The following is a 14257-nucleotide window of genomic DNA, read 5'->3' on the forward strand; positions in this document are numbered from 1 at the left end:
GCCGCTGAAGGCCTGACAAGCTACCTAGGCCACGGCAAGAATCCGCCGGCTGGAGACCTCCCTCAAGGTCTTGAACGTCCCCGAGTCGAGGAGAGTTTACGTGCCTGAACACCACGCAGAGAAGTCGGCAGCAGCCTGCCATCGTCAGGGGATGTTGCCTGGCCAACGACTGAACGCGATCGAAGGATCGGATCTCCGAACGATTGAGCTGGCTTTACAGATCGTTTTCAATCCGATGAAAAGATGATTTTGTTGCGTAGTCCTCGCCGCTCTTCGAGGTCAGGAACCCGGCGGTGATCCCACCGTCCACCTCGAGGACCGCACCTGTTACATATCCGGCGTCAGGTGAAAGGAGGAGAGAGATCGCACTTGCAATCTCTTCCGGTTCCGCGAAACGCTTCATTGGAATCCGGTCCAGCATCACGTCCTGGAATGCCTCCGGCACGCCCTGTTTCACCATAGGCGTCCCGACGACACCCGGAGACACAGCGTTAACGCGGATGCCGCGGGCACCCCATTCCAAAGCCAGCGTCTTGACCATTCCCGCGACAGCGAACTTGGACGCGGCATAGTTGATACGACCCGGCTGGCCACCCTTTGCCGAGATCGAGGCGATGCAGACGATCGCCCCCCTGCCGCGGCGCAGCATCGGTCCTGCTGCGGCCTGACAGGTGAGGAAGGTGCCCGTGATGTTCACGTCGAGGACAAGCGTCCAGTCGTGCAAGGACATGGTTTCGGCAGGTCCCGAACGAGTCAGTCCCGCACAGGGCACAACGGCTTCGATCGGACCAAGCTCCCGCTCGACACGGGTGACGAAGGCTCGTTGGGCGTCGCCGTCCCGAACGTCGAGAACTTGCGTCAGAATCGCGGCGTGCGGCGCGATGGTGGCGACAAGTGCCTCGAGGTTCTCTCCGTTGGCGTCCGCAGCTGCAATCGAGTAACCAAGCGCAGAGAGCCGAGCGCACACGGCCGCCCCGATTCCGCTGGCAGCGCCTGTGACAAGTGCCACCCTTCTGTTTTTTGCCGGGATATTCGTCAAAGCCCATCCTCCGATACATGAATTGACGCGAAAGCCTTCTCCACCAACGCGCGTGAACTGGCCAAGGCCCTCCTGGCTCTTTCCAACCCACTGACAGTCTGGGCCATAGCAGAAGTCGCCACCTCGGGCGCAAATACGAGACCTTTCGGTAGCTCTCTGACGAAATCGATCAACGGCAGTTCGCCGCTGCCTGGAAATAGCCGATGGAAACGCGCCTCGTTGGCCACGTCTTCCAAGCTCTCCGGCCGTTTCAACGGCGCGTCGCAAACCTGGACATAGTTCATCAAGGACGGATCGATGTTCTTGAGAGCGGAAATTGCCGTGTCGGCGCGAAAGAAATGAAGCGCGTCGAGAACCAATTTTGCATTTGAACGTTGTGAGCGTTCAATAATGTCCAAGGCGGATCGCAAAGAGGAAATACCAAGCCATGGCATGAATTCCAAATTTGCGTCGATATCATGGGCGGCGGCTAGATCGCAGAAACGACCATACAGATCACCGGCGCGCAATGGATCCCGTTCGTCGATGAACACAAGCGCGTTACATGCACCCAGCCGAGCTGCCGCTTCCAATGATCCCTCGATCAGAGAAAAATCGGCGGCACTATCGACGCGAAAGGCTTCGACGTCGAACATGCGAACCCCCGTATCGGCCATGATTGCCAATAGTTCTCTCCGCATGGGTGTGTCACCGCGGACCGGTGCCGGCTGCTCTCCCGGTCTCACGGGATGAAGACGCAAACCGAAGCTGTCAAAACCCGCATCGGCCGCCACACGGGCCACCTCTGGGGGAGCGAGATCCAAGACGGTCAAATGGGCGAGAGAGAATTTCGTCTTCATATGTCCACTAATCCTAAACGGCCAAGAATGGCGGCCTGTGTTCCCGGTCAACGCAAGGGTGGCTAGATTCAGCTTCTGTTTAGTCGCGTGTCGGCCTCTCAGGCGATTGCGTAAACGCATTTATGATAAGTCCGATAATAGGACAAACGATTTCGATAACAGAGCCATTTGTTTAAGGATGGCCCGGTCAGTTCATGCGCGGGTTTAATGCGTAGAGGGGGCTTGGCGCGGTGCTGCCCAATAGTGAGAACCGTATCTCCATCATGTAAAAAGCGGGCAACGAGAAAGGACATGGAAGGGTTGGGCTCTAGATACTGATGCGTGGCAAGCAGGCACCCTCAACCTCGGGAGGGCCTTTGTCGGCCTCAGCGGCCGCCGGCAGGAGCGTCAATAATGACGCCTGGCGATGTCTATCCCTCCCGGCTGGATTCGACGGGCTGAAAATTCCCGCCCGTCGGAAGTATCAGCCCGACTTGGCTGTCGAATGGCCGATTTCCTGGAACACTTCCCGTGCAAGTCTGAAAGCCTCAACGCCAGCAGGGATGCCAGCGTAGATGGCGAGTTGGATGAGTGTATCTTCGATCTCATCCTGCGTGCATCCGTTGGTCAGCGCTCCCTTCAGGTGGAGCTTGAACTCACTGCTGCGGTTCAAGGCACCGAGCATCGCCAGGTTGAGCAGGCTCTTGTCCCGCCGGGAGAGGGCGTCTCTGCCCCATCCGGCGCCCCAGCAATACTCAGTCACAAGCTTCTGAAAATCACGGTTGAAGTCGTCCGCCGCATCGAGCGAACGTTCCACATACTGGGCTCCTAGAACTGCCTTGCGGATTTCAAGGCCCCGATTGAAGACGTCATCGGACATTAGCTCGCCACCTCGTTCTTGACAGGATTCGAAAGTGTACCGATGCCCGGAATTTCGATCGTGATCGTGTCGCCATCCTTGAGGAAAATCGGCGGCTTGCGCTTGAAGCCGACGCCAGCAGGCGTACCCGTCGGAATGATGTCGCCTGGCTCCAGATCGATGAACTCAGCGATGTTTTCAAGAATGGTCGGGATATCGTAGATCATCGTGCTGGTATTGGCGAACTGCATGACTTCGCCGTTCAGCGTGGTGCGGATGTCCAGATTGTGCGGATCTGGAACTTCGTCCGCGGTGACGATTGCCGGGCCGATGGGACCGGTAGCGCGGAAGTTCTTGCCCGCCGTATACTGGGTGACGCGGAACTGATAGTCGCGGACCGTTACGTCGTTGAAAATCGTGTATCCGAACACATAGTCCATAGCCTCCGCTTTGGTGATCCGCTTGCCATTTGTCGGCTTGCCGATCACGATGGCCAATTCGCCTTCCCAGTCCAGATTGTCCGAAACCGTCGGGACAAGAACAGGGTCGCCGTCGGCCACGAATGTCGCGGAGAAGCGGGGGAACAAGATCGGGATGGGGGAGATTTCCAGCCCGGCTTCCTTAGCATGTTCGGCATAGTTGCGCGCCACGCAGATCGACTTCGGCGGACGAGCGATCGGCGGAAGGATCTTGACCTCGCTTAGTGGCTTGACGAGGCTGGTGTTGGTCTCCTTCGCCGCACGCTCCGCGATCTTCTTAAGGGAAGGTGTCTGGGATGTGCATTCGTCGAAGAAGTACTCGATGCGGGGCGAGATGAGTTCAATCGATCCATCATCTGCCCGGTAGGCTTCGCTCGCACGAGCGACGTCTACCACGTTTGTGCCGACAACCAGGCCAAAACGAGCCTTGCCAGCTTCACCGTAACTTACTAATCTCATCTGAATAATCCCATTATTCGAACATTTCCGTTCGATAATAGATCATTTTGTTCAGGTCCGTCAACATCGCTGTTGATGCTAAATATCTATCCTATTGACATATTTCCGCATTTCCAGGCAGGCTTGTCGGTAATTGCGATGTTTGGTTTTGGAGAATTTTGTGGTCGAGATATCCCTGACAGGCGATCAGATGCTGACCGTGTTGGAGACCGTGGCCGAACATGGCCCTCTCAGCGCGGCGGAGGTGGCTCGCCGATGCGATATCAACCGGACGGTCGGTCATCGTCTCCTAATCACGCTGGCGCAGAGGGGATATCTTCGTCGGGATGAGGAAGGATACACCCTTGGCCCCGCCATTACAGCGTTGAGCCGATATATGGCGACGGATCTTGCGGCAATTTCGCGCGCGGAGATGGCGAAGCTTGCCGCGGAAACAGGCGAGACGGTGGTCCTTCACGGCCTCGACAACAATGAGGCGGTCGTTGTCGATCAGGCATTGGGGCAGATGCATCTGGTCCGTGTGCAGCACACGCCGGGCTCACGCCATCCTCTGCACAAAGGCGCGAGTGGTTGGTCCATTCTGTCCTTCCAGGACACCAAGTCTCAATCGAAGATTCTTCGGAAGGTCGATGACCTGGAAGCGGCCAACAAGCGCATCGCTCAGACCAAAATGGATGGCTTTGCTGTTTCGCACGATGAACTTCAAATGGGAGTGCATGGCATCGCAGTACCAATCCTGCGGGCTGACGGTACGTGCTCGGCAAGTCTCGGCATACTCGTCCCGGCCGGACGCAGCGAGCTGCTTCCCGCGCTTGCAAAGCCGCTGATGGCGGCGGCCGCCGCCATCAGCAAGCAGCTTCCTAAGCGTTGACCCCGCCTCGGATGCCTTTGCGAGCTTCGGCGGCGTCCTTCTCACGTCTCTCCAAATAGGATTCGAAGTCGAAAGCAAGGATATCGATTTCTTCGATGGGGTCGTAGCTGCGCGGCGCACCTTCCCAACCGATCTGGTCAATGCCCCAATAGAACTCGAGTAGATTACCATCTGGATCGCGGGCGTAGAAGCGCGGCTGATTGCCAGGGCCGCCCTTGCGGCAGTTCACGATCTCGACGCCGTCATCGCGCATCAGGGTAAACAGCGACTTAAGGTCTTCTGGAGTCGCCAGTTCGAACGCGATGTGGTGGAGTCCGAAACCAATCCGCGGCGCATCCGGTGCGTCCGGCGACAGGACTTCATCGCGCATGCGGAAGATCGACAGTTCGTGATGGGTGACGTCACAGCGAATGAAAGCACCCGCCACGACCGACACTCCGTGGCCGAGACGGTTCGCTTCGTACTCGAACTTCTCAGTCAGACGCATTCCGAGATATTTTGAATAGAACTCCACCGTGCGATCAATGTCTCGAACGGTAAGGCCCACATGGCCCAAACGGGCAACTCTGGCTTTCATACAATTTCTCCACTGTTACGAATATCGAACAGAAAAGTTCTATATAAGAACAACTGTATTCGTGCAAGAGCGCCCGGCCCGTCGAAAACGAAAGTTTGGGAGTCCTGTCGGCATGCTTTTCGATACGGAGGACGGGAGGGTGACTAGCATTCAAGATACGACTGCCCTCTGCGCGGCCCGCTCAGCGCCCTTGAAGTCTCGGCGAATTTTGAAAAATGCAGGTAGTTGTGGGCGTCGAACCCGAAGGCGGTTCGATTTTAGCGTGGATCAGCTTGGATTATATTCCAATACGAACAATAAAATTCGATTGTCGAACCGAGGAATGCGCTGCATTCCCTGCCGAGTTCTTTCAGTCACGTGTGGACGATGCCGTTGGCGGCCTCAGACAGGCGAACTGGCGCGATCATCCATGGCGTTTCAGCGCGGGGATGCCAGTTATTGGGACACAACAGCGGGGTTCGATAGAAGGATACTGGGATGTTCAAGACGAGCAGACGCAGTTTCATCAAGGCGGGATCGTCAGTGATAGTCGCGGCGGCAACGCTACTGCTTTGCATCATCGAGTAGTTTGATGTTGTAACATCGAACCCGTCTTGCCGGACGAAACGACGGCGTGAACGGGTTTTCCGATTCCGAAACTGCGGGACTACGCCGATCCTGGCCGGAGCGTTTGGCTGGTGATGCATCGCCGCGTACTTGGAAAATAGATCTCAGAAAGGACGCCCGATGAAACTCCTGTATTCGCCCATCTCTCCTTATTCAACCAAGGTGCGAATTGCCGCTCATTATGCCGGATTTTTGGCTGAGGCCGTTCTCACGGATCCAACAGTCAATCCGGCTGAACTGGTCGAAAACAATCCGCTTGGCAAAATCCCGACTCTGATCACGGATGATGGCCAGGCGGTTTTTGACAGCAGAACAATCATGCGGTTCATCGACCGGGAGACAAAGGGCAAGCTTTATCCGCGCAATCTGGAAAAATGCAGAGAGGCCGAGATACTTGAAGCCATCTGCGATGGCGTCTGCGATTGTCTGCTTGCTATCGTCTATGAGAAGCGTTTTCACCCGCCGGAGAAGGTCCACCAGCCGTGGATCGAGAAGCAATGGGAAAAGGTCACCCGCGCACTCGATCACTTGGAGGCCGGGCTGCCCAGGATCGGCAAGAAACTTCATGCAGGACATTTCGCACTGGCTGCGATGCTCCGGTATATTGAGTTTAGGTTCGAGGGCGAATGGCAACACAAGCGGCCCAAGTTGAAACGCTGGCCGGACAAATTCGAGAACGCGTTCCCGGACTACGCCTTGTTCAAGGCATAGGGCAGTCCGCTCGTTCTTCGCGAAGGATCGGGGATGCCATGTTCACTCGAAAGTCGATCCTTCCGTAGCCGCAATCAAACGACCTTGGATGGCTCAATGCAGCAGCCTTTGCCGAGTTGTTTGCGATACTCCCAGCCGCCCCGTCCGATCACTGGGAGCCTATGCCGTTGGAGCATTTGATTTCCCTGAAGTAGGGTAGCGGTTTGCGCCAATCCTGGAATACTTCAACCGGTACATGCCGTAGTCGCCGGAGGTCAGAATATTTCCGCCCGAGTTACAGTGTTCGTTGATTTTATAGCGACGCGCCTTCTCTCGGTATATGCTCGTCTTGCAGAACCAGGTTCAAGTCGATGAGCGGTCAGCGTGATCGGACGAGCGGTGCGTGGACTGGTCCGCGAACGGATTTCGGACGGTCGTCTCTCGCAAAGTGGTTTTTGTCTTGGCAATGGCATTTTCGCTCTAACGGTTGGCAATGCTGTGCGAGCGCCTGTGCTGGGTTTTGTCATATTCTCTAGCAATTCCATGCAAGCCCGGAGAGGAGCGACGGATGTATACGGTGGCTTTCATCATCAAGCGGAACCCGGCGATGTCTCTTGACGAGTTCCTCAGTTATTATCGCGATCACCATGGCCCGCTGATGATCGAACATATCAAAGACAAGGGCTTGATCTCCTACGAACACTTCCCCGTCGACATCGCCGTTACGAGCGGCCGGTACGTTGCATCCGATGGACCCGCATTCGATGCGATTTCTATCTACAGCTTCGAAACCGAGGAACAGGCAGAGGCTTGCTGGGCGATACCCGAGGTCATCGAAGACAGTCGCGCATTCATTGACTTCGACACAATGGTGGCCTTGCCTGCCAACCGTCGCACGGTTTTTCGCGCTCCGTAATTCGTGGCTGGCTCGCGATCTGAAGGCTGATGCCGTACGTGCCGGCCTTGCTTCAATCACTGAGCCAAAGACTGGCCCCGTGCTCCAGCTATTGAGTGAACGCCAAGGACAGCAGCTACTTGGTTTCATCGATCGGATCGACCTCACGTTCGCGGTCCTTTGCACCGATGAGATCAGTAGCCTTCAAACGATGCTGCCGAGGAAAGCGCGGCTTCGCGTCGAGGATTTCGGGCTGGTGGCCGTCCTCAATCTTGGAGATCCACGACAATAGCCGTGTTTTCAGATCCTCGGCGACTTCGCGGAACGGCGTCATCCCAACAAGATTGACCATTTCGTAGGGATCGTTATCTAGATCATATAGATAGCTTTCCCGATAGACGTCCGACCGCGGCAGATCCTCGTCATATTCTGACGTGACACCGTATTTCCAGCGGTGTGTCCGCAACGCGCGGCCCGTCTCGGTTTCCGAGATCTGGAAGAAGACATCTTGCCGCCATGGAGCGCGATGATCCCGAATGACGGACAGGATGGATTTGCCTGTCATCTCGTCCGGAACCTCGATGCCTGCGGCGTCGAGCAGAGTCGGGGCGACGTCGACCGTGCTGAACAAGGCGCGGACCTGGCCGCCGGCGATGAAGCCGGGGCCTGTGATAAAGGTCGGTACCCGGACCGCGCTTTCGTGGCAGGAGCGCTTGTATTCGTTATTTCGCGTTTTGAAATGACAGGCGTGATCGGAGGTGAACATCACGATCGTATTGTCGAGCATGTCGAGACTTTTCAATGCATCGATCAGCCGCCCGAATGCCTCGTCAAGCCGCTTGACCATCCCGTAATAGCCGCCCAGATGCCACGTGCTTGTGCCCTTCAGGGTGGCGAGATCTGGCGGCGTCCAGGTATTTGTGTTCATCTGTTCGCGATAGCCGTCCGGCGGCGGATAGTCGTCCGTGTGATTTTGGTGATGCGGTTCGAGGAACGAGACAAATAGGAAGAAAGGATCCTTCTGGTGCTCGTCGCAATAGCGGATCGCGGCATCTGTCAGCGCATCGACGCGGTACCCCGGAAGCTTTTTTTTCTGGTCGTCGACGTCATAAACCACGGTGTCGTAGGCGTCGGAGGTAAATTCGAGGAGATTTGCCGCAAGCCAGCTCTTGTATCCGCCGCGCTCTGTCTTCGGCACCGGGTCGGAGCCGCCCAAATGCCATTTTCCGATATAGCCTGTGTCATAGCCCGCGGCGGCGAAGGTCTTGGCGAGTGTCACGGCATCGTCGGCCAGCGGTATGCCGTTGCGGAAGACGCCCGTCTGTGTTGCAAAACGGCCCGTCTGCATTGAGGATCGCGCCGGGCCGCAGAGCGGTTGACTTGTGAAGGAATTGTAAAGATGGGTTCCGGAGCGTGCAAGCCGATCGAAGTTCGGCGTCAGACCCATGGGGTTGCCGTGAACACCAGTCGTGTCGTGCCGCTGTTGGTCAGTGAAAAAGACAATAACATTTGGTTTGTTCATGATGACTACCTCCCGGGCGATGGATCGCTCTTTCGCGATCATTCAGCCATACATAGAGGGAAGGTTAGGAGCCTAAAAATGATAAAGACGGCCTTCGTCATAACTTTACGGAATGACGAACCCTGTGTTCGCTTGCCAATTCCTGCAAAATTGCGAGCGCTTGTTTCATAATCGGGTAGTTTCGAAGAGAGCGTCTATAGGATGCTCCGGAATCAAATCGCCAGATGCTCTTGGGGAGTTTCAGCAGTTTCAGACCTTCCTCTTCGGCCGATGCTCGCACGACGTCCGCAGCCGTGGTCAGATAATCTGTACCCCTGACTGCGCGAAAACTGGCGAGCAGACTGTCGATTTCCATAACGATCTGGGGTGCGGGAAGGTGATTTTCGGAGGCGAAGGTCGTCATTCTGCTCATCATAACGGAATCGCGTTGATAGATGACCCATTTCCGGTTCGCCAGGTCGGACGGCTTAATGGATGCCGCCTTGCCTAGGACACTTTCCTGACAGACGTAAACGGCCATGTCCACCTGGAGGATCGGCACCGTCTCAATCCCTTCCAGGGTGGGTTGATCCAAGGAGCCCAGAACCAGGTCGAGTTCACCTCCAAACAGTTTTGGTATTGCCTGCGACGCGACCTGAAAATGCAGAACGAACCGTGTCTTTGGAAATTCGAAGCTCAGTCGTTTGACAAGATCCGGAGCGATCGCCACATGGTAGGCCACACCCGCTGCGATGCGAAATTCGTCGAGAACTCCAGCGTCGAGAAGGTGGATTTCTTCCTTTCCCTGACGGTAGTGCATCTCGATCATTTCGGAATGCTCCAGCAGCAGCTTTCCCGCGCGAGATAGGATCATCCCTCTCGTCGTACGATCGAATAGGCTTGTACCAAACTCGGTTTCGAGCCGTCGGATGGTCTTTGTCAAGGCCGGCTGGGTAAGGCCGATCTGATCTGCGGCAGCAGTCAAATTGCCAAGTCTTGCCACCGCTAGAAACGCCCGAAGATTCCGATCCACGATATTCCTCAAAGTTATTGCTCTGGTAACATATATCATTTTTCTGTCATGATGCAGAACTTTATGGTGCAGCAAAGGATGGGTGGGGTGGGAGGCCTGCCGTAAAAGCATTTTGCAAGAACGGGCGGTATCTTATTCGCCGCCGAAACGGGAGGAATTCATGACTTTATCGGTTTATTCACGGGTACTTCTATCGGCAGCCTGCTCTCTCGTGCTGGCGGGGCCTGCGTTGTGTCAGGACGGTTTCCTGGATGTGGGAAAGCAGGAACCAATTACCGTCCTGATTAATTCTTCGCCGTGGTACAGTGGGTTCGAAAAGGTGGTCGATCTCTACACCGAGCAGACGGGCAACGAAGTGAACCTCGAAGTCACGCCGTTCGATGGCATGCTGGAAAAGGCTCGATCTGCCGTTCGCTCCGGCGGCGCGAGCCCACTTGACCTGATCAACATCAATTCAATCAGCACGGTCGAATTCTACGAGGGGGGCTTTCTTGAGCCTCTGAACGAGATCGATCCGTCCTTCAAGCTCGATCCGCAAGTCCTGACCCTCAACGATGCGGGCTGTTGGGACGACGCAAAGGAGTTCCGCACGTGTTCAACGGGCAAGCTGATGGGCTATGCGCCTAATGGCAACGTTCAGCTTCTCTACTACCGCAAGGATGTCCTCGATGAGAAGGGGCTCAAAATCCCTGTCACGTTCGATGATGTTATTACCAACTGCGTCATCCTAAACGACCCTCCGGCATCCTATGGATACTTGCAGCGCGGTGAAAAGGGTGATGGAATCTACTACGATTTCATGGCCTACATGCTTGCCTATGGCGGGAGCATCGAGAAGGACGCTGCCAGTGGCGACTATACCGTGACTGTCAACAGTCCGGAGGTGAAGCAGGCACTCGACAAATATATCGAGGTGGCGAAGGGCTGCGGACCGGAAAATTACGGCACTCTCGGCCAAGGCGACATCATCCAGCTGATGCAGACCGGCAAGGGCATGCAGGCCCACGCAGTGGTTGCAGCCTTCCCCAATTTCGACAATCCGCAGAAATCGGTGGTTATCGACAAGATCTACGCTGCGACCTTGCCTCGCGCGACGCGCAACGGCCAGCCGGGCGTGTCGATCGGGTCTTGGGTCTTCTCGGTTCCAAAAAACGCTTCCGAAGCCGGCAAGAAGGGCGCGATTGCTTTTTCAAAGTGGTTTCTGACGTACAAGGCACAGTATGCCTATGCCGAAGGCGGCGGCATTCCTGTTCGGTCCGACGTGTTCGAATCCGATCTTAAGGACCAGACTAAATTCCGCTGGATGCCAGCCTACCTCGAAGAAATTAAGTACGGCAAGCAACTTCTTGGTTACCGCGAGGGCCCTGCCATCAACCAGATTATGGGGTTGCGTCTCAATCAGGCGTTGATCGGTGAGATGAGCTCTTCCGCGGCGCTAAACAAGATGGCGGATGAGATCCATGCGCTGTTTGAGACGAACGGGCGCAAGACGGGCATTCTTCCAAACCTCCCGGAGTGATGCCCGATGGCCGTCCCCGCTTTGCCGGGGACGGCCACCCGCAACGTCAAGGATTGCCGCAGACCTCACCTGGCCTTGCCGGCGCAGGTCCATGCGCGAAGAGGAAACCGTGTCCGATTTCATCAACCGCCATTTCAAGTGGTTCACCCTGGGGCCGGCAGCAGTCCTTTTGCTGTTGCTCACCGTCTATCCCATTATCAATCTCTTCTTCATGGCGGCCTCGACGATTACGTTCGAACAGGCACGCGAGATCTGGACGTTTACGCCGATGCGAAATTTCCAGTCGCTCCTTGATGACGAGATCTTCCGCATAGCACTCTGGAACACGGTTCTGTTCGCCCTTGTTTCCGTGGCCATCGAAACCGTCCTCGGCCTGTGTCTCGCAATCCTTGTTTCGTCCGTCACCGCCTTCAAGGGCATCATGCGCACAGTGCTGATTATTCCGGTTCTGATGCCACCGGTCGCCATCGGATCGATGTGGAAACTGATGTACTCTCACGACTTCGGCGTGTTCAATCAGTTCCTGACGGGTGTCGGGTTGTCGCCAGTCAACTGGACCGGATCGACCGCGCTTGCGTTGAGCTCGGTCATTATCGTCGACGTCTGGCACTGGACGCCCTTCGTCTTTCTTATCCTCTTTGCCGCCGTGGAAGGTTTGCCAAGGGAGGTCATCGAAGCCGCCCGTGTTGATGGCGCTCGCAACTGGGACATCGTCTTCAAGATCATCATTCCACTTCTGAAGCCTGCAATTGTGGTCGCCGTGCTGTTCCGCACGATTCTCGCCTTCAAGGTATTTGACCAAATCTTCCTGTTGACCTCGGGCGGGCCGGGGACCTCGACCGAGGTAGTAAGTCTGCACCTCTACAAGGTCTTTTTTGTTCAAAACGATCTGGGTTATGGCGCAATGCTATCGCTCGCCATCATCGCAGCCACCATTGCCTTCCTGCTGGTGGGGCAGCGCGCGGGTGCTGCTATCGGAGGAAAACGCTGATGCTGGTCCTCCGCGGCTATTCCAAATTCATCGGTTACGCCTTGCTTTCATTCGGCGTGCTTATCATTGTTGGCCCGTTTCTCTGGGTGGCGCTTCAAAGCTTCAAATACGAGATCGAAATCCTGAAGGGATCATGGATCTTTCCGCCGACCCTGTTCAACTACGCGGACGTGCTGTATTCGCGCCGGTCGGATTTTCCCGGCAACGTCCTGAACAGCCTGATCGTCGCAGTCGTCTCGACGATTTTCGTGTTGATCGTCGGCACCCTGGCAGCCTATTCGCTGAGCCGCCTGAAGTGGCACAAGTGGATCTCCGGTGGGTTCCTCGGCTGGACGCTGATCTTCAACATGATTCCGCCGCTGACGCTGGTGGGGCCATGGTACCTCATCTTCCGCGAAATCGGGCTGTCCGGAACGCTGACCGCCGTCATCTTCACCCATATTACCCTTCATCTGCCGATGACGATCTGGATGATGATGGCCTATTTCAGCGACCTGCCGAAGGATCTCGAGGAGGCTGCAATGGTCGACGGCTGCCGGCGGATCGATGCATTCTGGAAGATATCGCTGCCGCTTGTCAGGCCGGGCCTGATCGCAGCCGGCGTACTCGCTTTCGTTTTTTCCTGGAACGAATTCTCGGTGGCGCTCAATCTCACCAGCCGCGCCACGGCTACGGTGCCGGTCGCAATCGCCCGTTTTGCCCAGCAATATGAAATTCAGTACGGCCAGATGGCCGCTGCATCCATTCTCTCGACGTTGCCAGCACTGATCCTGATGTTTTTCGGCCAGCGGTTCGTCGTCCAGGGTCTGACCATGGGAGCAGTCAAATGAAGAAAGCAAACCGTCATGGCTGAAGTCCTGCTCAAGAACGTCCAGAAACGCTTCGGCGCACTACCGGTCATCCAGGGCGTCGACCTGACCATTCGCGACGGCGAGTTCGTCGTTCTCGTTGGCCCGTCCGGTTGCGGAAAATCGACGCTATTGCGGATGATCGCAGGTCTGGAGGAGATATCCGGTGGCGAGATCTCAATCGGCGGCAAGGTCGTCAACGACCTAGAGCCACGCGAACGCGATATCGCCATGGTCTTTCAGTCCTATGCGCTCTATCCGCACATGGACGTCGAGACCAATATGGGGTTCTCCATGGCGCTGCGGCGGGCAGCTGACAGCGAGATCAAGCAAGCCGTCGGCGATGCGGCCACGGCGCTTGAACTCGGCCGATATCTCAAGCGTCTGCCAAAGGCTCTGTCCGGCGGTCAGCGCCAGCGGGTGGCCATGGGCCGGGCCATCGTACGGCGGCCGAAGGTGTTCTTGTTTGACGAACCACTGTCGAATCTCGATGCGCAGCTCCGTGTCCAGATGCGCACCGAGGTTCGCAAGCTGCACCAGCGCATCGGCGCTACGTCTGTCTACGTCACTCATGATCAGGTCGAGGCGATGACCATGGCTGACCGCATTGTCGTGCTCGACAAGGGAAGAATTGCGCAGGTCGGCTCGCCGCTCGAACTCTACGACAGGCCGATCAACCGTTTTGTCGCAGAATTTATCGGTTCGCCGTCGATAAATTTCCTGGCCGCGACGGTCGGTGGACGCGGGGTAAGCGTACCTTTAGGGCGAGGCACGATTGAGCTTCCGTCGTCCCATCTAGGGCAGGGCGCGGACGTCGCCATTGGCGTGCGGCCGGAACATATTCAGCCTACCGATGGGGGTATTCCGGGGGTCGTTCAGGTGATCGAGCATCTCGGGGCAGAAACCTATGTCTTCATCGACATAGGAACTGGCAGCGATATCTGCTGGCGTGCGCAGGGTCGCGCGAACGTTTCGATCGGTGACCGCATTGGTCTCGGTTTCGACCCCAAGAACGCCCATGTCTTTGATGCCGCGACAGGCGCGCGTGTTTAGTAGAACACCAGGAACACTT

Annotated in this window: 15 protein-coding genes; 8 read left to right on the forward strand and 7 right to left on the reverse strand. The window is 56.4% G+C overall.

Translation table 11 applies throughout. The features are described from left to right. Positions 1-214: 214 nt before the first annotated feature. The 4 genes from ASC96_RS15035 to ASC96_RS15050 form a co-directional block, all read right to left on the reverse strand. Complete coding sequence (locus tag ASC96_RS15035; protein WP_280140011.1) at positions 215-1009, reverse strand: SDR family oxidoreductase; 795 nt, start codon at positions 1007-1009, stop codon at positions 215-217. Between the two features lie 26 nt (positions 1010-1035). Further along, positions 1036-1878 carry a sugar phosphate isomerase/epimerase gene (locus ASC96_RS15040; protein WP_060503882.1) on the reverse strand — a complete coding sequence of 281 codons (843 nt, stop codon included), beginning with the start codon at positions 1876-1878 and terminating at the stop codon, positions 1036-1038. Between the two features lie 463 nt (positions 1879-2341). Next, the gene (locus ASC96_RS15045) at positions 2342-2737 is read right to left on the reverse strand and encodes a carboxymuconolactone decarboxylase family protein (RefSeq protein WP_060503883.1); all 396 of its coding nucleotides are present in this window, start codon (positions 2735-2737) and stop codon (positions 2342-2344) included. Continuing rightward, positions 2737-3654, reverse strand: coding sequence for a fumarylacetoacetate hydrolase family protein (locus ASC96_RS15050; protein WP_060503885.1), 918 nt, complete (start codon positions 3652-3654; stop codon positions 2737-2739). The genes ASC96_RS15045 and ASC96_RS15050 overlap by 1 nt, the downstream gene beginning before the upstream one ends. Before the next feature lie 160 nt (positions 3655-3814). Here ASC96_RS15050 and ASC96_RS15055 point away from each other — a divergent pair, with 160 nt between their 5' ends. Beyond that, positions 3815-4525, forward strand: coding sequence for an IclR family transcriptional regulator (locus ASC96_RS15055; protein WP_244482061.1), 711 nt, complete (start codon positions 3815-3817; stop codon positions 4523-4525). Here ASC96_RS15055 and ASC96_RS15060 read toward each other — a convergent pair. Beyond that, a complete protein-coding gene (locus tag ASC96_RS15060; RefSeq protein WP_060503886.1) occupies positions 4515-5102 on the reverse strand; it encodes a VOC family protein in 588 nt (195 codons plus the stop codon). The genes ASC96_RS15055 and ASC96_RS15060 overlap by 11 nt on opposite strands. A gap of 215 nt (positions 5103-5317) precedes the next feature. Between ASC96_RS15060 and ASC96_RS33820 the strand changes: the two genes are divergently transcribed. The 3 genes from ASC96_RS33820 to ASC96_RS15075 all read left to right on the forward strand — a co-directional run bounded on the left by ASC96_RS33820 (position 5318) and on the right by ASC96_RS15075 (position 7314). Beyond that, positions 5318-5674 (forward strand): hypothetical protein, encoded by a 357-nt coding sequence (locus tag ASC96_RS33820; protein ID WP_060503887.1) that lies wholly within the window; start codon positions 5318-5320, stop codon positions 5672-5674. Between the two features lie 154 nt (positions 5675-5828). Then, positions 5829-6419 (forward strand): glutathione S-transferase, encoded by a 591-nt coding sequence (locus ASC96_RS15070; protein ID WP_060503888.1) that lies wholly within the window; start codon positions 5829-5831, stop codon positions 6417-6419. Between the two features lie 547 nt (positions 6420-6966). Next, the gene (locus tag ASC96_RS15075; RefSeq protein WP_060503890.1) at positions 6967-7314 is read left to right on the forward strand and encodes an EthD domain-containing protein; all 348 of its coding nucleotides are present in this window, start codon (positions 6967-6969) and stop codon (positions 7312-7314) included. A gap of 115 nt (positions 7315-7429) precedes the next feature. Here ASC96_RS15075 and ASC96_RS15080 read toward each other — a convergent pair whose 3' ends face one another. Both ASC96_RS15080 and ASC96_RS15085 read right to left on the reverse strand, forming a co-directional pair. Then, complete coding sequence (locus ASC96_RS15080; RefSeq protein ID WP_082512086.1) at positions 7430-8815, reverse strand: sulfatase-like hydrolase/transferase; 1386 nt, start codon at positions 8813-8815, stop codon at positions 7430-7432. Between the two features lie 97 nt (positions 8816-8912). Then, positions 8913-9827 carry a LysR family transcriptional regulator gene (locus tag ASC96_RS15085; RefSeq protein WP_162246357.1) on the reverse strand — a complete coding sequence of 305 codons (915 nt, stop codon included), beginning with the start codon at positions 9825-9827 and terminating at the stop codon, positions 8913-8915. Positions 9828-9987: 160 nt separating this feature from the next. On the opposite strand from ASC96_RS15085, the gene ASC96_RS15090 reads away from it, so the two are divergent. From ASC96_RS15090 to ugpC, 4 genes are all read left to right on the forward strand, one after another. After that, a complete protein-coding gene (locus ASC96_RS15090; protein ID WP_082512087.1) occupies positions 9988-11346 on the forward strand; it encodes an extracellular solute-binding protein in 1359 nt (452 codons plus the stop codon). Between the two features lie 91 nt (positions 11347-11437). Next, entirely contained in the window at positions 11438-12337 is a 900-nt protein-coding gene (locus tag ASC96_RS15095) for a sugar ABC transporter permease (protein ID WP_060503895.1), read from the forward strand. Further along, entirely contained in the window at positions 12337-13167 is an 831-nt protein-coding gene (locus tag ASC96_RS15100; protein ID WP_060503897.1) for a carbohydrate ABC transporter permease, read from the forward strand. The genes ASC96_RS15095 and ASC96_RS15100 overlap by 1 nt, the downstream gene beginning before the upstream one ends. Positions 13168-13182: 15 nt before the next feature. Then, positions 13183-14238, forward strand: coding sequence for a sn-glycerol-3-phosphate ABC transporter ATP-binding protein UgpC (gene ugpC / locus ASC96_RS15105; RefSeq protein WP_060503899.1), 1056 nt, complete (start codon positions 13183-13185; stop codon positions 14236-14238). The last annotated feature ends 19 nt before the right edge of the window (positions 14239-14257 follow it).

The organism is Rhizobium sp. Root1204, assembly GCF_001424965.1.
Taxonomy (GTDB): Bacteria; Pseudomonadota; Alphaproteobacteria; order Rhizobiales; family Rhizobiaceae; genus Pararhizobium.